At 71.6% G+C, this 24,293-nt stretch carries 20 protein-coding genes; 8 read left to right on the top strand and 12 right to left on the bottom strand.

The features are described 5' to 3' along the window. Positions 1-365 precede the first annotated feature (365 nt). From ACIBO1_RS04560 to ACIBO1_RS04530, 7 genes are all read left to right on the top strand, one after another. The gene (locus tag ACIBO1_RS04560; protein ID WP_396741381.1) at positions 366-1,739 is read left to right on the top strand and encodes an ABC transporter substrate-binding protein; all 1,374 of its coding nucleotides are present in this window, start codon (positions 366-368) and stop codon (positions 1,737-1,739) included. A gap of 86 nt (positions 1,740-1,825) precedes the next feature. Next, the gene (locus tag ACIBO1_RS04555; protein WP_396741379.1) at positions 1,826-2,782 is read left to right on the top strand and encodes a carbohydrate ABC transporter permease; all 957 of its coding nucleotides are present in this window, start codon (positions 1,826-1,828) and stop codon (positions 2,780-2,782) included. Positions 2,783-2,794: 12 nt separating this feature from the next. Next, entirely contained in the window at positions 2,795-3,682 is an 888-nt protein-coding gene (locus ACIBO1_RS04550; protein ID WP_396741377.1) for a carbohydrate ABC transporter permease, read from the top strand. Positions 3,683-3,709: 27 nt separating this feature from the next. Then, complete coding sequence (locus ACIBO1_RS04545) at positions 3,710-5,347, top strand: glycoside hydrolase family 13 protein (protein WP_396741375.1); 1,638 nt, start codon at positions 3,710-3,712, stop codon at positions 5,345-5,347. A 136-nt stretch (positions 5,348-5,483) separates the two neighbouring features. Then, entirely contained in the window at positions 5,484-8,345 is a 2,862-nt protein-coding gene (locus tag ACIBO1_RS04540) for a discoidin domain-containing protein (protein WP_396741373.1), read from the top strand. A gap of 102 nt (positions 8,346-8,447) precedes the next feature. Next, positions 8,448-12,734 (top strand): discoidin domain-containing protein, encoded by a 4,287-nt coding sequence (locus tag ACIBO1_RS04535; protein WP_396741371.1) that lies wholly within the window; start codon positions 8,448-8,450, stop codon positions 12,732-12,734. 196 nt (positions 12,735-12,930) lie between these two features. Continuing rightward, positions 12,931-13,782, top strand: a complete 852-nt coding sequence (locus tag ACIBO1_RS04530) for a Rieske 2Fe-2S domain-containing protein (protein WP_396741524.1) — start codon at positions 12,931-12,933, stop codon at positions 13,780-13,782. 61 nt (positions 13,783-13,843) lie between these two features. Here ACIBO1_RS04530 and ACIBO1_RS04525 read toward each other — a convergent pair whose 3' ends face one another. Genes ACIBO1_RS04525 through ACIBO1_RS04470 form a run of 12 tightly spaced genes read right to left on the bottom strand, consistent with a single transcriptional unit; the run spans position 13,844 to position 22,830 of the window. Next, positions 13,844-14,959, bottom strand: coding sequence for a LysM peptidoglycan-binding domain-containing protein (locus tag ACIBO1_RS04525; RefSeq protein ID WP_396741369.1), 1,116 nt, complete (start codon positions 14,957-14,959; stop codon positions 13,844-13,846). A 15-nt stretch (positions 14,960-14,974) separates the two neighbouring features. Further along, on the bottom strand, positions 14,975-15,400 hold the full coding sequence (locus ACIBO1_RS04520; RefSeq protein WP_396741367.1) for a pilus assembly protein TadG-related protein: 426 nt from the start codon (positions 15,398-15,400) through the stop codon (positions 14,975-14,977). Then, on the bottom strand, positions 15,397-15,861 hold the full coding sequence (locus ACIBO1_RS04515; RefSeq protein ID WP_396741365.1) for a TadE/TadG family type IV pilus assembly protein: 465 nt from the start codon (positions 15,859-15,861) through the stop codon (positions 15,397-15,399). The genes ACIBO1_RS04520 and ACIBO1_RS04515 overlap by 4 nt, the downstream gene beginning before the upstream one ends. Beyond that, positions 15,846-16,256: a TadE/TadG family type IV pilus assembly protein gene (locus ACIBO1_RS04510; protein WP_396741522.1), complete on the bottom strand. Its 411-nt coding sequence runs from the start codon at positions 16,254-16,256 to the stop codon at positions 15,846-15,848. Before ACIBO1_RS04510 ends, ACIBO1_RS04515 begins: the two co-directional genes overlap by 16 nt. A 32-nt stretch (positions 16,257-16,288) precedes the next feature. After that, positions 16,289-16,516, bottom strand: coding sequence for a hypothetical protein (locus tag ACIBO1_RS04505; RefSeq protein WP_396741363.1), 228 nt, complete (start codon positions 16,514-16,516; stop codon positions 16,289-16,291). Between the two features lie 27 nt (positions 16,517-16,543). Beyond that, complete coding sequence (locus ACIBO1_RS04500; RefSeq protein ID WP_396741361.1) at positions 16,544-17,407, bottom strand: type II secretion system F family protein; 864 nt, start codon at positions 17,405-17,407, stop codon at positions 16,544-16,546. Further along, entirely contained in the window at positions 17,404-18,345 is a 942-nt protein-coding gene (locus ACIBO1_RS04495; protein WP_396741359.1) for a type II secretion system F family protein, read from the bottom strand. Before ACIBO1_RS04495 ends, ACIBO1_RS04500 begins: the two co-directional genes overlap by 4 nt. Then, the gene (locus ACIBO1_RS04490) at positions 18,306-19,835 is read right to left on the bottom strand and encodes a CpaF family protein (RefSeq protein WP_396741357.1); all 1,530 of its coding nucleotides are present in this window, start codon (positions 19,833-19,835) and stop codon (positions 18,306-18,308) included. Before ACIBO1_RS04490 ends, ACIBO1_RS04495 begins: the two co-directional genes overlap by 40 nt. Beyond that, positions 19,825-20,625, bottom strand: coding sequence for a ParA family protein (locus ACIBO1_RS04485; protein WP_350697542.1), 801 nt, complete (start codon positions 20,623-20,625; stop codon positions 19,825-19,827). The genes ACIBO1_RS04490 and ACIBO1_RS04485 overlap by 11 nt, the downstream gene beginning before the upstream one ends. A 2-nt stretch (positions 20,626-20,627) precedes the next feature. Continuing rightward, positions 20,628-21,296 carry an SAF domain-containing protein gene (locus tag ACIBO1_RS04480; protein ID WP_350697541.1) on the bottom strand — a complete coding sequence of 223 codons (669 nt, stop codon included), beginning with the start codon at positions 21,294-21,296 and terminating at the stop codon, positions 20,628-20,630. Then, positions 21,293-22,228: a hypothetical protein gene (locus ACIBO1_RS04475; RefSeq protein ID WP_396741520.1), complete on the bottom strand. Its 936-nt coding sequence runs from the start codon at positions 22,226-22,228 to the stop codon at positions 21,293-21,295. The genes ACIBO1_RS04480 and ACIBO1_RS04475 overlap by 4 nt, the downstream gene beginning before the upstream one ends. 29 nt (positions 22,229-22,257) lie before the next feature. Then, on the bottom strand, positions 22,258-22,830 hold the full coding sequence (locus tag ACIBO1_RS04470) for a hypothetical protein (protein WP_396741355.1): 573 nt from the start codon (positions 22,828-22,830) through the stop codon (positions 22,258-22,260). 706 nt (positions 22,831-23,536) lie between these two features. On the opposite strand from ACIBO1_RS04470, the gene ACIBO1_RS04465 reads away from it, so the two are divergent. Further along, complete coding sequence (locus tag ACIBO1_RS04465) at positions 23,537-24,238, top strand: prepilin peptidase (protein WP_396741518.1); 702 nt, start codon at positions 23,537-23,539, stop codon at positions 24,236-24,238. Positions 24,239-24,293: the final 55 nt, after the last annotated feature.

Raw genomic sequence — 24,293 nt, 5'->3', positions numbered from 1 at the left:
CCCGCGCCGGCCGGCGCCCCCCCCCCGGGGGGGGGGGGGGGGCGCCCCGCCCCCCCCCCCCCGCCCGCCCCCCCCGCGCCCCCCGCGGGCCCCCCCCCGGCGGCGGGGGGGCGCCGGCCTCTGTCGTCGTGGTGCCAGCGAGCAGCTGTGTCAGCATCTCTCGACGCAGTGTCGCGGAATTTCATCATCAGATCGAAACCTTGCTGATATGAGTCGCCCTCGCTACAGTGACTCCACTCACACCCGGCCCCCGGTCAGTCACACGGGGTCAGGACACCGATCAGCAGCAGGCATCGCGGCGGTGGCGATCACCGCGGATCAGCGAACTTCACGGCGACACTTCGTTCCCCCGAAGGGATGGACAGATGTCCGTACCGCAGTACCGGAAGGCTGCGGCGTTGGCGCTCGTGGCCGGGCTCAGCCTCACGGCGTGCTCCACCAAGAGCGACGACGCCGGTGACGACGCGAGCGGCAAGGTCACCATCACCGTCGACTGTCAGCCGGTCGGCGCGCAGAAGGAACTGCTCCAGAACTGGAACGCGGACGTCGCCGAGTTCCAGCGGCAGAACCCCGACATCGTGGTCAAGAGCGTCAGCGTCGGCGAGCAGTGCAACAACCCGCCGGACTTCACCGCCCGCCTGGCCGGCGGCACGGTGACCGACGTGTTCTACGGGTACATGACCGACCTCCAGCAGGTGCTCGACTCCGGCCAGGCGATGGACGTCACCGAGTACGCCACCGCCGAGACGATCCCGACCTGGGACAGCGTCGACCCGGCGCTCAAGGAGGTCTTCACCGACGACGGGAAGCTCTACGCCGTCCCGGTGAAGAACTACTCGATGGGCCTGGTCTACAACAAGGCGCTGTTCCAGCAGGCCGGGCTGGACGTGAACAACCCGCCCAAGACGTGGGGCGAAGTCCGGGAGGCGGCCAAGAAGATCTCCGCGTTGGGCAGCGGGATCGCCGGCTACGCCGAGTACAGCGCCGGCAACACCGGCGGCTGGCACTTCACCGCCCTGCTCTATTCGCAGGGCGGCCAGGTGCTGACCGAGGACGGCACGAAGGCCGCCTTCAACAGCCCGCAGGGCCGCCAGGTCCTGCAGAACCTCAAGGACATGCGGTACGGCGACGACAGCATGGGCGACCGCCAGCTGCTCCAGTGGGGCGACCTGCTGACCAACGCCGGCGCGGGCAAGGTCGGCATGTTCGTCGGCGCACCCGACACCACCCAGGCGATCGTCAGCCAGTTCCAGGGCAAGTTCGAGGACTGGGCGATGGCACCGCTGCCCGGCCAGGACGGCACGGCACTGGGCACGCTCGGCGGCGGCGAAGGCTACTTCTTCAAGAAGGACCTCACCCCGGAGCAGGTCAGGGCCGGTCTCAAGTGGATCGCGTACCAGAAGCTGACGCCGGGCAAGGGCCAGCTCGACTACGCCCGGGCCAAGCCGCAGAACTACCCGGTCGGCCTGCCGCAGCCGCTGCTTTTCAGCAACGGCAGCGACGCCCAGAAGCAGGAACTCGAACTGCGCAAGGCGAACGCGAACGTGGACACCGCGAACTTCGCCATCTTCGAGGCGAACCCGGTCCCGATCAAGGGCGAGCCGCGCAACGCGCAGGCAATCTACGCGGTCCTGGACGCCGCGATGTCCGGGGTGCTCACCAACCGCAACGCCGACATCGACGCGCTGCTCAAGACGGCCGAGGAGAAGGTCAACCAACTCCTCGCCGCGCAGGGCTGACCCGCACGGGTGGGGGTCTGGCCCGCGGGCCCCCACCCGCACCACCGCCGTACCACCCAGGTCGTCCCACCCCACCAGGAGTTGCCTTGGCGATCACCGCTGCCCCGGCCGCCACCCGAGCCCCGCGGCGTACCCCCTCACCGGCCCCGGCCGGGCCGGCGCGATCGAGCCTCGGCCGCAAGGTCCGGGACAACCTCACCGGGCACGCGTTCCTGATCGGTGCGGTGCTCTGCTTCGCGGTCTTCTCCTGGCACCCGATGGTCCGGGGCGTGGTGATGAGCTTCCAGCGCACCCGGCGCGGCGAGACCACCTGGGTCGGCTGGGACAACTACCTGCGCATCCTCGACGACCCCAGCTTTTGGACGGCCTGGCAGAACACCTTCTATTTCACCGGCCTCGCGCTCGTCCTCGGGTACGCGGTGCCGTTCTTCGTAGCGATCCTGCTCAACGAGTTCCGGCACGCCCGGGGATACCTGCGGATCCTGGTCTACCTGCCGGTGATGCTGCCGCCCGCATCGGCCCTGTTCCTGTTCAAGTTCTACGCGTACGACCCCGGCGACGCCGGGCTGTTCAACGCGATCCTCAAGGGGCTGGGCCTGCCCACCTCGCAGTGGATGCAGTCCCCGGAGATGACCGTGCCCGCCATGGTCATCGCCTCGACCTGGATGAACATGGGCAGCGCGGTGCTGATCTATCTGGCCGCCCTGCAGAACATCCCGGGTGAGCTGTACGAGGCCGCCGAACTCGACGGCGCCGGGATCTGGCGACGCATCCGGCACGTCACCATCCCGCAGACCCGACTGATCCTCGCCCTGCTGGCGATGCTCCAGATCGTCGCCACCATGCAGCTCTTCATCGAGCCGCTGATCCTGGCCAACGGCGCGGGCGCGGAGGACTCGGCGACCTCGGTCGCGTACCTGATCTATCAGCACGGGTTCTTCCAGAACGACCTCAACGGTGCCGCCGCACTCGGCGTGATCATGCTCGTCGTGCTGGCCGGCTTCTCCGCCGTCTACCTGCGGCTGACCGCGAGACAGGACTAGGACACCGACGCCATGGCACAGGACTCCGGCACCCGTACCCTCATCTCGCAGGCGCAGCTCCGGCGCGGCCCCGGCCGGGCGATCTACTGGACGCTGCTCGCCGTCGTGGTCGTCGGCTTCACGCTGGTCTTCCTCGGCCCGCTCTACTGGATGGTCACCGGCGCGCTCAAGTCCGGCCAGGAGATCGCGCAGACCCCGCCGACGCTGGTCCCGCAGGACCCGCAGTGGCGCAACTACGTCGACGCGTGGCACCACCTGGCCCTGGCCAAGCTGCTGTTCAACACGTTCTACTACGCGGCCGGTGCGGTGCTGTTCCAGCTCGTCTTCGACACCGCCGCGGCGTACTCGCTGTCGAAGCTGCGGCCGGTGCTCGGCTCCGCGATCCTCGGCCTGATGCTGGCCACGCTGATGATCCCGGCGATGGTCCTGATCGTCCCGCAGTACGTGACCGTGATCGACCTGCCGATCCTGAACATCAGCCTGCTCGACTCGCCGTTCGCGATCTGGCTGCCACTGGTCGCCAACGCCTTCAACATCTTCCTACTCAAGCGGTTCTTCGACTCCATTCCGGAGGACCTGATGTCGGCGGCCCTGATGGACGGGGCGACGCCGCTGCGCACCCTGTGGTCGATCGTGCTGCCGATGTCCCGTCCGATCCTCGGCGTGGTCTCGATCTTCGCGGTGACCGCCGTCTGGAAGGACTTCCTCTGGCCGAAGCTGGTCATGCCCTCGCCGGAGACCCGGACGGTCAGTGTCGGCATCTATGCCTTCGCCGGCGGTACCCCGATGAACGTGGTGATCGCCGCCTCGGTGATCGCCGCGATACCGACGGTGGTCATCTTCCTGATCTTCCAACGGAACATCATGTCCGGCCTGACCACCGGCGGACTCAAGGGCTAGCCCCCCAAATGCAGAAAGCAGGTGCTCGTGTCCCCAGCAGACAGCGGTCCGTGGTGGCGAGGCGCGGTGATCTACCAGGTGTACCCCCGGAGCTTCGCCGACGGCAACGGTGACGGCATCGGCGACGTGGCCGGCATCCGATCCCGGCTGGGTCACCTCGCCGCGCTCGGTGTCGACGCGATCTGGTTCAGCCCCTGGTATCCCTCGCCGATGGCCGACGCCGGCTACGACGTGGCCGACTACCGCGACATCGACCCGGTCTTCGGCACGCTGGGTGAGGTGGAGGCGCTGATCGCCGAGGCGCACGCGGTCGGCATCCGGACCATCGTCGACGTGGTGCCGAACCACTGCTCCGACGCGCATCCCTGGTTCCGGGCCGCCCTGGCCGGCGGACCGGACGCCCCCGAGCGGGACCTGTTCTGGTTCCGCCCGGGACGAGGCCCCGACGGAGACCGGCCCCCGACCGACTGGGTCGGCGAGTTCGGCGGCCCCACCTGGACCCGGACCATCGACCCGGACGGCCGCCCCGGTGACTGGTACCTGCACCTGTTCGCCCCGGAGCAGCCGGACTTCAACTGGGACCATCCCCGGGTCCGCGCCGAGTTCGAAGACGTCCTGCGGTTCTGGTTCGACCGGGGGGTGGACGGCATCCGGATCGACTCTGCCGGGCTGCTGGTCAAGGACGCCACGCTGCCCGAGGTGACGGCGGACCGGCCGCACCCGTTCCACGACCTCGACGGGGTGCACGAGATCTACCGGGACTGGCGGCGGATCGCGGACGGGTACCCGGGGGAGCGGGCGCTGATCGGGGAGGTGTGGCTGCCGGACCGGCAGCGGTTCGCCGCCTACCTGCGGCCGGACGAACTGCACGCGGCGTTCAACTTCGACTTCCTCGGCTGCGCCTGGGACGCCGCCGCGCTGCGCGAGAGCATCGACGGCACGCTGCACGCCCACGCGCCGGTCGGCGCGCCGGCCACCTGGGTCCTCTCCAACCACGACGTCACCCGGCACGTCACCCGGTACGGCCGCGCGGACACCACGTTCAGCTTCGCCGCCAAACGCGAGGGCATCCCGACCGACCTGGAACTGGGCACCCGCCGGGCCCGCGCCGCCGCGCTGCTGTCCCTGTCGCTACCCGGCGCCGCCTACGTCTACCAGGGCGAGGAACTGGGGCTGTGGGAGGTCGAGGACATCCCGTACGAGCTGCGCCAGGACCCGATGTGGGAGCGGTCCGGGCGGATCGACCCGGGCCGGGACGGCTGTCGCGTACCCCTGCCGTGGTCCGGTGAGTCGCCGCCGTTCGGCTTCAGTCCGGACGGCGCGCAGGCCACGCCGTGGCTGCCGCAACCGGCCGACTGGAAGGACCGCACCGCCGAGGCGCAGGCCGGCGACGACCGGTCGATGCTGGAGCTGTACAGGGCCGCCATCGCCGTCCGCCGGGCCGAACTGGCGCTCGGCGACGGCCCGATGGCCTGGCTGCCCGCCCCGGACGGGGTGCTGGCGTTCCGGCGGGACCCCGGTTTCGCCTGCGTGGTGAACCTCTCCACGGTGGCGGTGCCGCTGCCGCCGCACACCGAGCGGCTGCTCGCCAGCGGGCCGCTCGACGACGACCTGCTGCCGCCGGACACCGCCGTCTGGCTGCGGACCGCGCCCGAATCCGCCTAGCCCCGCGCCCGGTGTCGGCGGTTCCGTCCCGCCGCCGACACCGGCCACGGGCCGACACCGACGAGGAGGTGACCGCGACACCGGCACCACCACCACGGGGGTACCTGGCCACCTGAGGAAAGGGAGAGCGCCGCTCATGGCCGACCACACCGTCCCGCACCACCCTCACCCACCCGGACACCGGTTCCGTACCGCGCTGGCCGCCCTCACCGGCACCGCCCTCGCCGCCGCGGCCATCACGGTCGTCACCGTCGCCGGGACCGCGACCCCGGCGCGGGCCGCCGGGCTCAGCCCGTTCGACATCGTCGGTCGGGGCGCTACCGTCGCGTTCGTCGAGCACGAGGCCGAGAACGCCGCGCACACCGGCACCCGGATCGGCCCGGACCGCCGCTACGGCACCCTGCCGTCGGAGGCCAGCGGCCGGGAGGCGGTCACTCTCGACGCGGTCGGGGAGTACGTCGAGTTCACCCTCACCGCACCCGCGAACGCGGTGACGTTCCGCTACAGCCTCCCGGACAACGCCGCCGGCACCGGCCGGGACGCCACGATCGACCTGCGGGCCAACGGCACCCTGGTCAAGCCGGTGCCGGTGACCTCGAAGTACGGCTGGTACTACGGCGGTTACCCGTTCAACAACAACCCCGGCGACGTCAACCCGCACCACTTCTACGACGAGGCCCGGACCCTGTTCGGCACCACCTACCCGACCGGCACGAAGATCAGACTCCAAGTCTCGTCGACCGCGCAGTCACCGACGTTCACCATCGACCTGGCCGACTTCGAACTGGTCGCCGCGCCGATCACCAAACCGGCGAACGTGCTCGACGTGGTCACCGACTTCGGTGCCGACCCGACCGGCGCGACCGACTCGACCGCCCGCTTCCAGGCCGCCGTCGACGCCGGAAAGGCCCAGGGGCGTACGGTCTGGATCCCGCCGGGCACCTTCACCCTCTGGGACCACGTGGTGGTCGACGGGGTGACCCTGCGCGGGGCGGGCCCGTGGCACTCGGTGCTCGGCGGCCGGCACCCCACCGACCGCAAGCGGGCCGCCGGCATCTACGGCAAGTACGTCACCGGCGGCGGATACCGGGGCGAGATCCGGCCGCACGAGGCCGGTGGACCCAGCCGCAACGTGGTGCTGCGTGACTTCGCCATCATCGGCGACATCCGGGAAAGGGTCGACGAGGACCAGGTCAACGCCATCGGCGGGGCGATGTCGGACTCGGTGGTGGACAACCTCTGGCTTCAGCACACCAAGGTCGGCGCGTGGATGGACGGGCCGATGGACAACTTCACCATCCGCAACAGCCGGATCCTGGACCAGACCGCCGACGGGGTGAACTTCCACTGGGGAGTCACCAACTCGACGGTGACCAACACCTTCGTCCGCAACACCGGCGACGACGCGCTGGCGATGTGGGCGGACACCGTGCCGAACGTGGGCAACTCGTTCACCCGCAACACCATCAGCGTGACCGTCCTCGCCAACCACCTGGTCACGTACGGCGGCCGGGACATCCGGATCACCGACAACGTGACCGCCGACTCGGTCACCAACGGTGGTGGCATCCACGTGGCCAACCGGTACACCGGGGTGCAGGGGCCGACCGCCGTGGCCGGCACGATCACCGTGGCGCGCAACACCCTGATCCGGAACGGCAACTCCGACTACAACTGGCGGTTCGGGGTCGGCGCGATCTGGTTCTCCGCGTTGAACGAGCCGCTCCAGGGCGCGTCGATCCAGGTCAGCGACACCGACATCCTGGACAGCTCGTACGCGGCGCTGCACTGGATCGAGGGTGCCAGCAGCGGCATCAGCTTCAGCAACGTCCGCATCGACGGCACCGGCACGTACGCGCTCCAGGTGCAGGCACCGAGCCAGGTCTCCTTCACCAACGTACGGGCCACCGGCGTCGCCCAGCCCAACCCGATCCACAACTGCGTGGGCAGCGGCTTCCAGATCACCCAGGGTGCCGGCAACTCCGGTTGGTACACCGCCAACCCTTACTGCGGTCCGTGGCCGGAGCCGCAGTGGGGTGGCGGCCCGACGAGCCCCCCGCCCACCACGCCGCCCCCGACCACCCCGCCGCCCACCACGCCGCCTCCGACCACCCCGCCTCCCGGCGGGAACCTGGCCCAGGGACGGCCGGTCGTCGCGTCCAGCCACAATCAGACCTACCAGGCGGGCAACGCGGTGGACGGCAACGCGGGCACGTACTGGGAGAGCGTCAACAACGCGTTCCCGCAGACGCTCACCGTCGACCTCGGCGCGGCCCGTTCCGTCGACCGGGTCGTGCTCAGGCTGCCGGTCGGCTGGGAACGCCGGACGCAGACGCTGTCCGTACTGGGCTCGACCGACGGCAACTCGTGGAGCACGCTCGCCGCTTCGGCGGGGCGCACCTTCGACCCGGCCACCGGCAACACGGTGTCGATCAACCTGCCCGCCGGTGACCGCCGGTTCGTCCGGCTCGGCGTCGGCGGCAACACCGGTTGGCCGGCGGCGCAGATCGCCGAGTTCGAGGTGTACGGCGGCAGCACCCCGCCGCCGACCACGCCACCGCCCACCACCGGGCCCCCGACCGGGAACCTGGCCCAGGGACGACCGGTCGTGGCGACCAGCCACGTCGACGTGTACGCGGCCGGCAACGCGGTGGACGGCAACGCGGGCACGTACTGGGAGAGCGTCAACAACGCGTTCCCGCAGACGCTCACCGTCGACCTCGGAACCGCCCGTCGGGTGGGTCGGGTGGTGCTCAAGCTGCCACCGTCGTCGGCCTGGCAGACGCGTACCCAGACGGTGTCGGTGCTCGGCTCGACCGACGGCACCACCTGGACCACGCTCGCCGCCTCGGCGGGCCGCACCTTCGACCCGGCCACCGGCAACACTGTGTCGATCGGCCTGTCCACCGGTGACCGCCGGTTCGTGCGGCTCAGCGTCACCGGCAACACCGGCTGGCCCGCGGCGCAGATCGCCGAGTTCGAGGTCCACGCCACCTGACCCGTGGGCGGGCCCCGCACGCCGAAGCGGGGCCCGCCCACGTCGCAAGAGCGCCACCCGGTAACGCCTCTCCACATCCCCGGAAGAAGGTGTCGATCCGCCATGTCCAGATTCCGTACCCGGCTGACCGCCGTGCTCGTCGCGGTCGGTCTCGTCCTCACCGCCGCGCCCGCCCCACCCGCCGCCGCAGCCGGTGGGCCCAACCTGGCCGCCGGTCGCGCGGCCACGGCCAGCAGCGTCAACGGCTCGTTCGTCGCGGCCAACGTCACCGATGGCAACGCCGGCACCTACTGGGAGAGCAGTGGCGCCCTCCCGCAGTGGGTGCAGGTCGACCTCGGCTCCGCCCACTCCGTCGACCAGGTCAAACTGAAGCTGCCGACCGGCTGGGAGGCCCGCACCCAGACGCTGTCGGTGCAGGGCAGCACCACCGGCAGCGCCTTCGCCGCGATCGTCGGTTCGGCGGGCCGTGCCTTCAGCCCGGCCGGCGGCAACACCGTCACCCTCGACTTCCCGGCCACCAGCACCCGGTACGTGCGAATCGCGATCACCGCGAACACCGGCTGGCCCGCCGCGCAGCTTGCCGAGTTGGAGGTGTACGGCGCGGTCGCGTCGTCGGCCAACCTGGCGGCCGGTCGGAGCATGTCCGCCAGCGGCCACGCCGACGTCTACGTCGCCGCCAACGCCAACGACGGCAACCAGGCCAGCTACTGGGAGAGCCCGAACAACGCCCTCCCGCAGTGGATCCAGGTGGACCTGGGCGCCACGGTCACCGTCGACCGGCTGGTGCTCAAGCTGCCCGCCGGGTGGGGCGCGCGCACCCAGACGGTGACCGTGCAGGGCAGCACCACCGGCACGAGCTTCACCACCCTGGTCGCCTCCGCCGGGTACGCCTTCAACCCCGCGGCCAACAACATGGTGACCGTCACCGTCGGCTCGGCCGCGACCCGCTACGTCCGGCTGCTGGTCACCGCGAACACCGGCTGGTCGGCGGGGCAACTGGCCGAGCTGGAGGTGTACGGCCCGGCCACCGGCGACACCCAACCGCCGTCCGCCCCGACGAACCTGGCGTTCACCCAGCCGGGGGGTGGGCAGGTGCGGTTGACGTGGTCGGCGTCGACGGACAACGTCGGGGTGACCGGGTACGACGTGTACGCCAACGGTGCCCTGCGGGCGAGTGTGTCGGGTACGACGCTGACGTACACGGACACGCAGTCGGCGGGTGCGACGGTCTCGTACTTCGTCCGGGCGAAGGATGCGGCGGGCAACGTCTCGGCGAACAGCAACACGGTGACCCGTACCGGCAGCTCCGGCGACACCCAGGCACCCACCGCGCCGACGAACCTGGCGTACACCGAGCCGGGGAGTGGGCAGATCCGGTTGACGTGGTCGGCGTCGACGGACAACGTCGGGGTGACCGGGTACGACGTGTACGCCAACGGTGCCCTGCGGGCGAGTGTGTCGGGTACGACGCTGACGTACACGGACACGCAGTCGGCGGGTGCCACGGTGTCGTACCACGTCCGGGCCAAGGACGCGGCGGGCAACGTCTCGGCCAACAGCAACACCGTGACCCGTGTCGGCAGCACGCCCGGCGGCACCGACCTGGCCGCCGGCAAGCCGGCCACCGCCTCGTCGATGGTGCACGTCTTCGCCGCGGCCAACGCCGTCGACGGCGACGTCACCACCTACTGGGAGGGCGCGCCGGGCGCGTACCCGAGCACGCTGACGGTCGCGCTCGGCGCCAACGCCAGCGTCAGCGCGATCGTGGTGAAGCTGAACCCGGACCCGGCGTGGGGTGCGCGTACCCAGACCTTCTCGGTGCTCGGCCGCGAGCAGTCCGCCACCGGTTTCAGCACGCTGGTCGGCTCGGCGAACTACTCGTTCAGCCCGGCGGGCAGCAACACGGTCACCATCCCGGTCTCGGCGACCGCCGCCGACGTGCGGCTCTCCTTCACCGCCAACACCGGGTCGTCCAACGGGCAGGTCGCCGAACTCCAGGTGATCGGCACCCCGGCACCGAACCCGGACCTCACCGTCACCACGGTGACCTCCGCCCCGGCCAACCCGGTGGAGACCGACCAGCTCACGCTCACCGCCACCGTCCGCAACGCGGGCACCCTGGCCTCCGGCGCGACCACGGTCGATTTCGCCCTGGACGGGACGAAGGTGGGCCAGGCGGCCGTCGGCGCGCTCGCCGCCGGTGCGTCGACGAGCGTGTCGACCACCGTCGCGGCCCGGAACGCGGGCAGTTACCAGCTCAGCGCCACGGTCGATCCGGCGAACACGGTGATCGAGCAGAACGAGGGCAACAACGCGTACACCAACCCGACCCGGCTGACGGTCAGCCCGGTCGCCAGCTCCGACCTGGTCGCCTCGGCGGTCACCTGGTCACCGGGTACGCCGAGCGCGGGCACCACCGTCCGCTTCACGGTGACCCTGCGCAACCAGGGCACCGTCGCCTCGGCGAGTGGGTCGCACGGCATCACGCTGACGGTACTGAACGACGCCGGCACGGTGGTGCGGACGCTCACCGGATCGGTGGGTGGCGGCCTCGGCGCGGGTGCCACGGCGAGCCCGGTCGACCTGGGCACCTGGACGGCGGCCAACGGCCGGTACACCGTCCGGGTGGTGATCACCGCCGATGCCAACGAACTGCCGGTGAAGCGGGCCAACAACACCAGCGAACGTCCGCTGTTCGTGGGACGCGGCGCCAACCTGCCGTACGACCACTACGAGGCCGAGGAGGGCTCGGTCGGCGGCGGTGCCCAGGTCATCGGGCCGAACCGGACCATCGGCGACCTGGCCGGCGAGGCGTCCGGCCGGCGGGCGGTGACCCTCAACACCACCGGCGCGTACGTCGAGTGGACCACCAAGGCACCCGCCAACGCCCTGGTCACCCGCTTCTCCATCCCGGACGCCCCGAACGGCGGCGGGATCACCTCGACGCTGAACATCTATGTCAACGGGGTGCTGCACAAGCCGATCAGCCTCACCTCGAAGCACATCTGGCTGTACGGCGCCGAGGCCAGCCCGAGCGACTCGCCGAGCGCCGGGCCGCCCCGGCACCTCTACGACGAGGCGAACGTGCTGCTCAACTCCACCATCCCGGCCGGCAGCCGGATCCGGTTGCAGAAGGACCCGGCGAACACCACCACGTACGCCGTCGACTTCGTCGACCTGGAGCAGGTGACTCCCCGGGAGAACCCGGACCCGGCGCGGTACCGGGTGCCGAACGGGTTCGGCCATGCCGACGTGCAGAGCGCGTTGGACGCGGTCCGGATGGACACCACCGGCAACCTGGTCGGTGTCTACCTGCCCGCCGGCACGTACGAGACCGCGCAGAAGTTCCAGGTGTACGGCAAGGCGGTGAGGGTCGTCGGGGCCGGCATGTGGTTCACCCGGTTCCAGACGCCGTCGTCGCAGCAGAACACCGACGCCGGGTTCCGGGTGGAGCCGAGCGCCAGCGGGTCGACCTTCTCCCACCTGGCGTTCTTCGGCAACTACACGGTCCGGCAGGACGGTCCGGGCAAGGTCTGGGGCGAACTCAAGGACGTCGACGACCTCACCCTGGACAACGTCTGGGTCGAGCACACGGTCTGCGCGTACTGGGGGGTGAGCGTCAGCGGCCTGAAGATCACCAACAGCCGGTTCCGGAACACCTTCGCCGACGCGGTGAACCTGACCAACGGCAGCACCGACAACCTGGTCAGCAACTCGGAGGGCCGCTCCAACGGCGACGACGCCTTCGCGCTGTTCTCCGCGACCGACCAGGGGGCGTCGACCGGCAACCACGGCAACGTGTTCGAGAACCTGACCGCCACGTTGACCTGGCGGGCGGCCGGGATCGCCGTGTACGGCGGCTACGACAACATGTTCCGCAACCTCTACATCGCGGACATGCTGACGTACTCGGGCATCACCATCAGTTCGCTGGACTTCGGATATCCGTTCGTCGGATTCGGGTCCAGCCCACCGACCCGGTTCGAGAACATCTCGTTGGTCCGGGCCGGTGGCCATTTCTGGGGCGCGCAGACCTTCCCGGCGATCTGGGTGTTCTCCGCGTCCAAGGAGTTCCGGGGCATCCGCGTCAGTGACGTGGACATCGTGGACCCGACCTATTCGGGAATCATGTTCCAGACCAAGTACACGGGCAGCCAACCGGAGAACCCGATCACCGACACGATCTTCACCAACGTGTCGATCAGCGGTGCCCGGCGCAGCGGTGACGCCTTCGACGCCAAGTCGGGCTTCGGGATCTGGGTCAACGAGATGCCCGAGGCGGGTCAGGGCCCGGCGGTCGGCTCGGTCACCTTCACCAACCTGCGGCTGAGCGACAACTGGCAGGACATCCGCAACACCACGTCCACCTTCACCATCAACCGCAACTGACCCATCCGCTCGTCGTCGATCATGGAGTTGTGGTGCAGCTGAATGCCCATAGAAGGGTCAGAACCACCACCACAACTCCATGATCGCCGGGCCGGGGCCGGGGGCGGGGCGGGGGCGGGAGGGCCTGCTACGCGGTCGTCGACGATTCGTCCCGGACGACCGGTTTGCGACCGCGTACGGCGGGAAGTCGGTACGGGTGCGAGCGTTGTTGACGAAAATCGAGCAAGCGTCCGGGCTGGACCGGTTCGGTGACCGGTTGCAGCGAGCGGTGCAGGGTACCCTGCGCGGACAGCGGGTCCGGGACCTGCTGCACGGGGTGTGGCTGGGTCATCCGCTGCATCCGGCGATGGTGCAGGTGCCGGTCGGCTCCTGGATGAGCGCGGCCGTCCTGGACCTGATGCCCGGTCAGCGGCGGGCGGCCACCGCGCTCACCACGATCGGCACGGTGAGCGCGTTGCCGGCGGCTGTCGCCGGGCTCAACGACTGGGCGGCGCTCTCCCGTGACCAGCGTCGGGTCGGCCTGGTGCACGCCGCGTCGAACACCGTCGCGCTGGTCCTCTACTCCGGCTCGGTGGCCGCGCGGTTCTCCGGTCGTCACCAGCTCGGTCGTACGCTCGGCTGGCTCGGGCTCGGTGCCGCCGGAGCCGGCGCGTACCTGGGGGGACATCTGGCGTACAAGCAGGGTGCCCAGGTGAACGTGAGCGTCTCCGACCTGCACCTGATCAGCGACGGCTGGCACTCGGTAGCCGAGATGGCCACGCTGCCGCAGCGGCAACTGGTGACCCGCAAGGTGGACGACGTCTCGGTGATCCTCTATCGGCACGGCGAGGACGTCACCGTGATGCTGGAACGCTGCCCGCACCAGAGCGGCCCGCTCGGCGAGGGCGAGGTCACCGAGATCGACGGCCACGCCTGCGTGGTGTGCCCGTGGCACGGCAGCACCTTCCGCCTCAACGGCGGTGAGGTGGTGCACGGCCCGTCCGGCAACGACCAGCAGACCCTGCCTACCCGGGTGGTCGAGGGACGGGTGGAGGCCCGGCTGCCGTGAGGCGGGCCCGACCGGCGACGGTCTGTCCGCACCGGCCGGACCACCCGGGGCGGTAGGCCCGTCAGTCCTTGCGGTGGCGGCCGACCGGCAGTTCACCGGGCGGACCGCTGCGGACCGGCTGCCGGACGGCGGCGACGGGCACCGGGCGACGCCGCAGGCCCAGCACCGCACCGATCTGCGCCCCGACGATGCTGGCCACGGCGAGCACGGCGGAGATGGCGAGCGGACGGTTCACCCGGTCCGGTTCACCGGCCCGCGCCGCACCCACCGTCACCACCGGCGGGTGCCCCTCCGGTGCCTCGTCGTGTGGTGCCGGTCGCCCCTGCCCAGTGGCGGCGGGAGGCGGCGGCGTGGGCGTGGCGGACTCCGGCTGCTCCGCGTTCGGCGTCGACGGCGTCGGTGTCGATGGCGTCGGCTTCGACGGTGTCGGACGCGACTGCTCGGGCGCGGGACGGGCCTGCGCACCGACCAGGCGGCCGGTGGCGTGCGGCCGGGCACCCTGGTCGTCCGCGTCGGTCGGCAGCGTGATCAGTTGGCCGGGGCGGATCCGGTCCGGGTCCTTCAGTTTGTTGAGCGCGGCCAGCTTCCGATAGTCGTCGAAGTCGTCCAGGTAGCGGTCGGCGACCTTGCCGAGGTAGTCGCCCTTCGCCACCTTGTAGACCGGCGCGTCGGCCGTCGTGCGTTCCGTTCGCGACGTCACCGTCTCGAATGCCGTCGCCGGCCCGGCGAACGACGCGGTGGCGGCCGGCGCGGAGTAGGCGGGGGCGGTGTATGCCGTGGTGGCGGCCGTGGCCGCCGGGCTGGCAGCGATGATCAACGCGACCGAGCCGACCAGGGCCGCCGCCGCCCGCTGCTGCCGACCCATCCCGGGCAGTCGGGGCGCCGGGCGGCGCAGCGACTGCGCGCCCAACTCCACGAGCACCGACAGCGCGAAGGTGGCCCAGCCGAACCAGCCGACGATCGCCAGCGCCCGCAGGAAGAGCTGCCCGTCGTCCCGGCTGGTCAGCGTGGTGCCGATCTCCGCGAGTGTGGGCACGTGGTCCGGAAGTGGGTTGCCGGCGAACGCCAGCAACGCGATCGGACCGCCGACCAGCAGGCCGATCAGCACCACCAGTGCGCCGAATCCGGTCAGCACCCGACCGACCCGCCGTACGGCGGTGCCACCCGATGCGGCCATGGCTACCTTCCTTCCCTAGGGAGCCCCGGTCAGCGCCCGCGCGGTCGCCTCACCGGAGACGGTGACGGTGTTGGAGAAGCCGAAGAGGCCGAGCATGGCCCGGCGGTAGGTGACGGACACCCGTACCCGGATGACGGTCTCGCCGTCGACCACCGGGAAGGTCACGGTGTGACCGGCGGCACCGGCGGCGGCGAGGTAGTCCGCGACGGCCGCTCGGGCCTCGGTCTGGTCGATGCGTTTCGGACCGCCCTCGATGGCGGTCGCCCGGTCGATGGCCTGGCCACCGGTCCGGGCCGCCTCGGCGGCCAGGTTCTCGGCACGTTGCAGCGTGCGGAGCTGACCGGCGCCGTCGAACGCCATGCCGATGATGCCGAGTACGCCGATCATCGCCACCGCGAGGAAGATGCTCACCCGCCCGGCGTCCCCCCGCCCGGCCGTCATCCCCGGCTCCGGTAACGGTCCAACGGCGAGGTGAACGAGGCGGTGATCCGATTCCCGCTCGGCATCCTCAGGGCGGAGATCCTGATGTCCTGGTAGGAAACCGTGCAGGCAATCTGCACGGTGACCGTGGCATCCTGCCCGACGGAACTGCTGAACGCCTGCCCCAAGGTGGTGGGCTGGCCGTCGACCGACCCGCTGAAGGTCACCTCCGGCTGGCCGGTGCAGGCCAAGCCCCGCCAGTCGAGCTGGCTGCGGACCGCGTCGCGGGCCTCGATGCGGGCGGTGCGGGCGTCGCGGGAAATGGAGGCCGCGCGGGCGGCGTCGTGTGCCGCCGCCTCCAGTGCCTCGCTGGCCACGGCGGTACGCCCGGCGACTCCGGCCAGCACCATCATGGCCAGGAACGCGGGCGCCAGGACGGCCACTTCGATCGACACCGAGCCCCGGCTCATGGTGCCGTCCATCGTTCCGCCGTCCCGTGTGCGGTCTGTCGAATGGAGAAGCTGACTCCCGGCACGATCGACAGCGACCGACCGGTCACCGTGCAGGTCACGTCGGTTGCCGTGACGGTGCAGTCCGGTCCCGGGTCGTCCCAGTCGACCAGCCAGTCACCGGCCTGGGTGAGGAAGCGTGCGGCGCGTTCCTCGCCGGCACCCGCCGGGGCCTGGTGGAGCCGCTGTGCGTTGACTCCGCTCTGTGCCGCGTTGAGCGCGGTGGACCTGGCGACGAAGACGGCGGCCACCTGGATCGAGCCGAACAGCAGGATCAGGATCGCCGGCAGCACCACAGCCAGTTCCACCGGGTTGCCGCCGCGTTCGCCGTCACCGGGCGGCCGAGGGTGCCGGATGACCGTGACCATCCGGCACTCGGCGTAGCGGCGGCGGCGCATCGTCATGGGGCCGGCGGTCCGGGGATGCGGCCCATCCAGTTGTTGGCGGCGGTCAGGGCCGCTGCCGTGACCGCCAACGCCACGGTCACCAGGCCGAAGATGATCACGGCGGTCGGTACCGGGCTGTCGCCACGGTCGCCCCGTAGGTGCACAAGCCGCGCCCGCAGCGCGGTCTGCACGTGGGTCAGCCGCACGCCCAGCGCGGCGTTCAGTTCGGTGAGGACGGACATCGGGGCTCCTTCGGTCGAGGTCGTGTGTCAGAGGCGGGCGAGGAACGGATAGATGGCGAAGCCGAGCAGGACGAAGACCAGCAGCGCGCCGGGAATGTCGAGTCGGCTGGTCACCCCCTCGGCCCGGGCCAGGTTGTCGGTGCGGATCTGGTCGCGCAGCGAGTCGGCGCGGCTGCGCAGGGTCTCGTGCACCTGGGCGCCCTCGCTGCCGGACGAACGCATGATCGCGCCGACGTCGCCCAGCTCCGGGATGCCGATCCGGTCGGAGAGGTCGCGGAGTTCGTCCCACGGCGAGTGCATCTGCATCTGGGCCATCCGCAGTGCCTCGGAGATCCGGTCGAAGACCCAGCCCTCGCAGATGGCGGCGGCCCGTTCCAACGACTGCACCGGGCCGTGCGCGGCGGAGAGCTGCAACGCGACCAGGTCCAGATAGGTGCAGACCGCCTGCCGGAACTCGTCCCGGGCCGTCTCGGCGCGGGCGATCAGCGACCGGTGCGCGACCAGCGCGCAGAGCACTGCCAGACCGATGCTGCCCAGCACCGGCACGGTCAGCGGCAGCGAGACGCCCACGGCGAACAGCGTGAAGCCGAGCAGGGCCGGTGCGGCGAGCCCGATCAACGCGGACAGCAGGAGGGAGAGGGCGTACTGCTCGGGAGTGCGGTCGAGCAGGGCCAGTTGCCGGTGCGGCGGACGCAGCCAGCGGGCCAGCCCGGTCAGCCAGTCCAGCCGGCGGTCGGCCGGGGCGAGCCGGGCCGTCCCCGGCGGCTGGTGCAGCCGACGCAGCGCCGGACCGAGCGCCGGGGTCGCCGGGACCAGTTCGCGCACGATCAGGAAGACGCCCAGCCCGACCACGGCACCGCTGAGCACCGCGATGGTGAGGTGCAGGTTCACGCCACCACCTCCCGGGGGTCGGGGGCGGGCAGGAAGCGGGCCGGTCGCGGCGGCTGGCTCATCGACCGTACCCAGGCCAGCAGGCCGACGAAGGCGGCACCGAGCACCGCCATCACCACCTGGCCGAACGGCGTGTCGTACGGCTGCACGTACTCGCGGTTGAGCAGCCCGTACCCGATGGTGGCCAGGGTCATCCCGGTCAGGAAGCGGACCGCGAACCGGGGTTGGGTGCGCTTGGCCTCGATCTCGCGTCGGGTGGCGACCTCGGCGGACGCCGCCGCGGCGATCGAGCCGAGCACGTCACCGAGGCGTTCGCCCCGGTCGGTCAGGTGCAGGATGAGCGCCGCCACCACCTGGTCGCAGACCGGGTCACCGATCTCGTCGGCGAACGCCAGCAGGGCGGAACGGGCCAGCCACCCGGCCTGGAGCCGGGCGGCGAGCAGGCGTACCTCCTCCTGGATCTCCTCCGGAGCGGTGCCGACGGTGCCGATGATCGCCTGTTGGAGACCCTGCCCAGTGGAGGAGACGTCCTTGAGCCGGCGGGTCCACTCGCCGACCGCCTCGATCCGGGCGATCGCCCGCCGTTCCGCCCGGCCGACCGAGAACAGCCAGGGCGTACCGGGTACCGCCACCGCGACCAGCAACCCGACCACCGGCAGCCCGGTCACCAGGAAGGCCAGCGCGCCCGCGACCACCGCGCCGATCAGCAACGCCTGGTGGGTCTGCTGTTCGCGCACGGTGCCGGAGCCGCGCCACAGCCGACTGAGCCCCGGACCCGCGCCGGGTGCCGGACCGGGCGGGCGGCGGGTGCCGACCAGCGCGACGACCGTGAGCACCAGCCCGGCCACGCAGGCCGCCCCGGAGACCACCGCGATGAGTTGGATGTTGTCGAGCACGGTCACCGCCGCCCGAGTCGGGTCTGCTTGGGGCGTCGCCACGCGCCCTGGCCCGCTTCGATCCAGCGGCTCAGCAGCCGGGCGTCGTAGCCCACCCGCAGCAGTTGGTCGCGGATCCGTTCCGGCAGGTGCCGGGGGACGGCCCGGCCGTCCGGGCCGGGCCCGAACACCTGGGTGGTGGTGATGCGGCTGGCCTCGCCGACGCCGAGGACCTCCTCGACGTGCGAGACGAACCGGTGCTTGCGGCCACCGATCCCGGTCTCGTCCTCCACGTTGACATAGACGATCAGGTCGAGGGCGTTGCCCGCCATCCGGCGGGCCTGGTCGACGGTCATCTCCCGGCCGTGCGCCAGCGCCAACTCGATGATCCGTTCGCTCACCCCGCCGGGGGTACGCGCGTGGATCGTGCACATCGACCCCCGGCTGGTGGTCATCGCCTGGAGCATCGGCACGATCTCCCGGGACCGCACCTCGCCGACGATGATCCGCAGCACGCCCATCCGCAGCGAGACGGGAATCAGGTCGGCGATGCTCACCTCACCGGCCGGGCGGCCGTCCGGCCCGCGTTCGCCGTGCCCCTCCCGCGCCTCGAAGCTCATCACCGCCCGGTGCCGCGCGCCGCGCCGAGCCGGCAGCAGCTCCCGGCTCTCCTCCAGCAGCACGTACGGCTCGTCCGGCGGGATCTCGCTCATCAGCGCCCGGATGACGGTGGTCTTACCGGCACCGGCCAGCCCGGCGACCATGATGTTCAGCCCGGCGCGCATCGACGCGCGGAGGAAGTCCCGCAGCAGCGGATCGACCATCTCGTCTAGGTCGCCGCGCGCCCCGGCCAGGTCGTCCAGGGTCACGTCGAGCGTGTTGTGCTTGCGGATCACCGCGTACGGGCGGTGGCTGACCAGGAACACGGCGGCCAACCGGCTGCCGTCGGGCAGTTGCAGGTCCAGGGTGGGCTTCGAGGTGGACAGCGACCGCTCGGTGGCGCCGGCCCGGCGGGCGGCTGCCTGGAGGATCTCCACCAGCTCGTCGTCGCTGTCCGCGATCGGGTCGGCCCAGTCCACGCCGCCGCCGTGCCGGGTGATGCGCACCTGGTCGCAGCCGAGGATGTGCACCTCCTCGATGCTGTCGTCGACGAGCAGCGTCTGGAGCCGCCCGAGACCGGCCAGCTCGGCGGTGACCTGGTCGAGCAGCAGTCGCTCCTCGCCTGCGGCCATCGGCGTACCGGCCCGGCGCACCGAGTCGGCGTACTCGGCGACCAGTTCGACCGCGAGCCGGGCCCGCTCGGTGTCCTCCTCGTCGACGGTGAACTCCCGGCCGCGCTGCCAGCGGGTGAGCCGCTCGCTCAACTCCCGGCGCAGCTCGCGGACGATCTGGAAGTCCACCCGGGGCCGGGGCGGCGGTTCGGGTGCCGTCGGTGCGACGGGGACCGGCATCGGCGGATGGTGCCGCCCGTTGACCGGTGGCAGCGGCGGCGCGGTCGAGGTCGCGCCGGGTGGCAACCGGCGGGGGTCCGACGAGACCGGCTCAAACCGCATCCGGCACCCCCTGGGTCACCGGCCAGGCCAGTCGGGCCCGTCGCCGTTCCAGCAGCGCGCCGACCGGTACCTCCAGGCCCCGGGCCGCGCGCAGCAGCGGTCGGGACGCCCGGACGGTGCCGCCCAGGCTGAGCACCTCGGCGGTACGCGGATCGTGCGGCAACCGGGCGATGACCGGTGTGTGCAACGCCTTGCTGACCTCGGTCTTGCCGTGGCCGCCGCCGACCAGCAGCAGCCGGAGCGTGCCGGGCTGCACCCGGTGCTCGGCGAAGTCCCGTTCGATGGTCTGGATCATGGCGCGGGTGCCGGAGAGGTCGGGCAGTTGTGCCCGGCTCACCACCAGCACCACCGACGCGGCACGCAGCAGCGGCCACGGCGTGCCGACCACGTGCAGCCGTCCACAGTCGACGAGCACGTCGTACGGCGGGTCGCCGTGCTCCAGCCCGCCGAAGTAGTCGGCGAACCGCTGCCAGAGCGGGATGACGCTGCCCGCCTGGGCCGGGTCGACGACGCCGGGCAGCAGCAGTCGCTCGCGCCGGGGCGCGTCCAGGTCGACCAGTTGCGACCAGAACGTCGACTCCAGGCTGCCGTCGCGCAGCTCGCCGACGGCCAGCTCGCCGATGCCCCGGGGGCCGTCGAGCGCACCGCCGAGGTAGCCGGCGAGCACCGAGCCGCCGGCCGGGTCGCACTCGGCGAGCACCAGCCGTCGATGCCAGCTCAACGCGCAGGCCAACGCCGTGGTGGTCACCCCCGGCGAGCCCTTGGCCGAGACCAGCGCGATGATCGCCATGCTCAGGCCGCCTTGGTCAGCACGACCGCGATCCGATCCTGGGCGGCCAGCGCCACCACGGCCGGTACGTCCCGAACGGCCAGGGCCAGATAGACCACGACCTCGTCACGGCCCTCGGTGCTGACCGCGTCGGTGACGGTCGCGGTGAACCGGGTGGCGCTCGACGAGCCACCGCCGCTGCTGTTGCCGTCGTTGTTCGGGGTGCTCACCAGCAGGACCTGGTCGCCGGGGCGGAGCTTCGGTGCGGGGACCTGGGCCGCGCGCAGCCCGAGGGCGAGCTGCTGCTGACCGGGGCCGAGCAGCGGGTCGTCGGTGAGCTGGGCCATGGTCAGCAGCGTCCCCGGGGCGAGCGAGACGGCCGCCCGCATCCCGATCACCTCGGCGAGCCGACCGGACGGCACCGGGTCGAGTCCCTGCCCGCCGGCCACCTGCACGGCCACCAGGTCGTCCGCGCCGATCACGCTGCCCACCTCGACGGTCTGCGCCACCGCCAGGTAGCTGCCGGTGGCGCGGACCGAGGTGATCGCGAACGCGGAGCCCAGGCCGCCGAGGGCGATCAGCAGGACGGCCAGGCCGAGCAGGCCGGGGCGTACCCGGCGCTGCCGGACCACCCGGGGTGGGGCGACCGGCGCGTCCACCGAAGGGTTGCCGTTGCGGGTCGCCACGCTCATCGGGTCACCACCTGAAGCTCGTTGATCTGGATCTCGACCACACCGGTGGTGCGGGTGACGCCGGGGATGGTGCCGCTCCGGTCGCCGCCCCGCCACGTCACGTCCCAGTGCGTCGTCGCCTGCACCTCGTACGTGTCGGCTCTCGGGTAGCCGCTGTGGTAGCCGCAGTCCGGGGACTTCTGGCCGGCGTGCCGACCATCCCGGTCGTACGCGGTGCCCGGGCCGTCGCAGGTGATCTTGACGTCGTTGCCCATGTCCCAGACGACCTCTTTGACCACGGCGCGGATACTGACCGTCAGGCCCCGGTCGGAGGCGGAGGCGGTCAGCGGGCCGAACTGGTTGGGCCCGCGTTCCGCCCACATCCAGACCGGCAGGCCGACCAGGCCGGGCCCGATGCTCTTCCTTGGGGCGACCCTGGCCCGGGGAGCGACGAGGCTGATCGAGGCGAAGGCCCGACGGGCCAACTCCTCCGGGTCCGGCGGGGCCCCGAAGCCCGGTGGTGCCTCGGGCAGTTGGACGACCTCCACCGAGCCGAGATCGCCGCCGTTGCAGGTGCGTGTGTACCACCGGTGACCCTCTTCGGCCTCCGGCTGTGGCTCGCGGAGCTTGTAGTAGCAGCCGTCGTTGCTGTTGAACCAGCCCAACGCCTCGCTGTAGCAGGGGATCGTGCGTCCGTTCCACTGGCAGACGCCACTGCCGCCGCCCCCGTTGTCACCGCCGTTGTTGCCGCCGCCGTTGTTGCCCCCGTTGCCGGGGGTCCCGGGGTCGTCGTCCCAGACGTTGCAGTTCGGCTGGGCGGGTGGGCACTCGGCGCCAGGGTCGGCGTGTGCCGGCACCGCCGGTCCGGTGGTCAGCAGCAGGGCCAGGGCGCTGCCGAGCAGCGCGCGCCGGACCAGCCGGCGAGCGGGACGTGAGCGCCCGGTGTCGTCCACGCACCGGATGGCTCGCGTCGCGTCCGCGGTCAGCACGGCTGGTCCCGGTGGGCGGCGCCGGTGCTGATCAGCCAGCGACCGTCGGGGTAGCGCATGGCGGTGGCGGTGGCCAGGTGTCGGGAGCCCCGGGTGCCGGGCACGGTCTTCTTCTCGTCGGAGCGGTAGACCAGCCGGTAGCCGGTCGCGTCGAGGCAGTCCTGGATCTCCACCGTGGGCGGTGAGGCGTCCAGGTTGATCGAGGTCACGGCGGGGTCGGAGCGGATCGTGCCGGCGCTGACGGCACCGTTGTCGCGGGCCTTGACCAGGCTGAGTCGGACCCGGGTCAGCAGCGGGTCACCGAGGAAGCGGGTCAACTCCGGATGTTGCGGGTCGCTGTGGCGGCTCGCCGTGCGGGAGGCGGTGAGATAGCCGGCGTAAGCCGCCAGCGCCGCCTTCTCGGCGGCCTTCTCCTCGGCGACCCGCTGCGTGTCGGTCGGTGTCCCGTGTCGCTCGGCCGCTGTCGTGGTGGCCGTTTCCTGAGCGCCGCCGCAGGCGGTGGTCGTGCCGACCGCCGCCACCGCGACCAGGCCGGCCGTCCAGCGGCTGAGCTGCCGTGCTCGCACCTTCGTGCCCTCCTCGGTGCTGATCCGGCGACCGCCGTCGCCGGCGTTTCCCAGGCGTGCGGTAGTGCGACCGGAGGGGCTTTCCCCGGTCCTGCCCGAATCGCAGCCGCATTTACCTGTTTAGATCTCTAGAAATGCACTGCCTGGCTGGTGATGCCCCCGTCGACATGGTTGCGCCACGTCCAAGGGGCGAGCATAAGCTGATGCCGGCCGATGCAACAGAGGCAATTCAACCGAACACGCTGGGTCATGAATGGTGGTGGTGTCGGGTGGTTACCGGTAGGTTGCGGGCGTCGGTCGCGACGCCCGGAGCGTCGGGCGGACGCGTACGGTCGGTCGTGCCGAGCCGTCGTTCGTGGAGCGGCCAATCAGCCGTTCGTCATGTGACGGGAAATGGCATGTGGTCCGATCTGTCCCCGGTCATATCGGGCTTGAGTTCGCGCCAATTGCATTCCATGGGAATTGCATCAGTCTCTCCGGCGCGTTTCGGCCGACACTGCGCGAGTGCCGGAGGAGCCCCGGCCCGACGTTCGTTCCACCACCCGCACCGAGCGGACACACTACGGTCCGTGGTGGGGTCGACTGCGGAGTCTGCCGCATGAGCCGGCGCGACCCGAGCCCGGCGCTGCGGGAGCGGGCACCGGCCGAGCACCCACCGCCGCCGGACGCCCCCGCCACCCGTCGGCCGGGTCGGCGCGCCCTGGCCATGCTGGCGATCACCCCGCTGATGCGGTACGCGATCGCGCGGTTCGCCGTACCCGCCGAGGTCGGCAACCGCTCCGGCTGCGACGCCTGCGGCGCTCCGATCAGCCTGGACCGGCCGTGGCCTGCGCTCGGGCCGACCGCCCGCTGCGCCGGATGCGGCGCGCGGGTCGGCGCGCCACCGGGCAGCGTCGAGCTGGTCGCCGTGGCCGTCCTCGCTGGGCTGCTGCTGACCCGCCCGCCGGTCGCCGAGTTCGCCGCTGCCGCGTGGTGGCTGGCCTTCGCGATTCCCCTGGTCTTCGTCGACCTCGCGGTGCATCGGCTGCCGGACCGGCTCACCTGGCCGGCCGCCGCCGGCACCTGGCTGCTGCTCGGCGTCGCCGCGCTGACCGGTGCCGGAGTCGCACCCTGGGGGCGCGCCACCGCCGCCGGGCTCGGGCTGGCCCTCTTCTTCGCGGTCACCACGCTGCTGCTCGGTGCGCGCGGGTTCGGCATCGGGGACGCCAAGCTCGCGCTCAGCGCGGGCGCGTTGCTCGGCTGGTACGGCTGGAGCCTGCTCGTGACGGGACTGCTGCTCGCGCTGGTCCTCTCCGGTCTGGTGGCGCTGGTCCTGCTGGTCACCGGCCGGGCCCGCTGGTCGAGCCACCTGCCGTTCGGGCCGTACCTGGTGCTCGGCACCCTGGGGGCGCTGCTGCTGGTGTGGTGAGCGGGGCGGCTCCTGGTGTGGTGCGGGGGCCGGCGGGGAAATGACGGTCCGCAGG

The organism is Micromonospora sp. NPDC049903, from assembly GCF_044460945.1.
Lineage (GTDB): Bacteria > Actinomycetota > Actinomycetes > Mycobacteriales > Micromonosporaceae > Micromonospora.
This window is presented reverse-complemented; position numbering and strand designations above follow the sequence as displayed.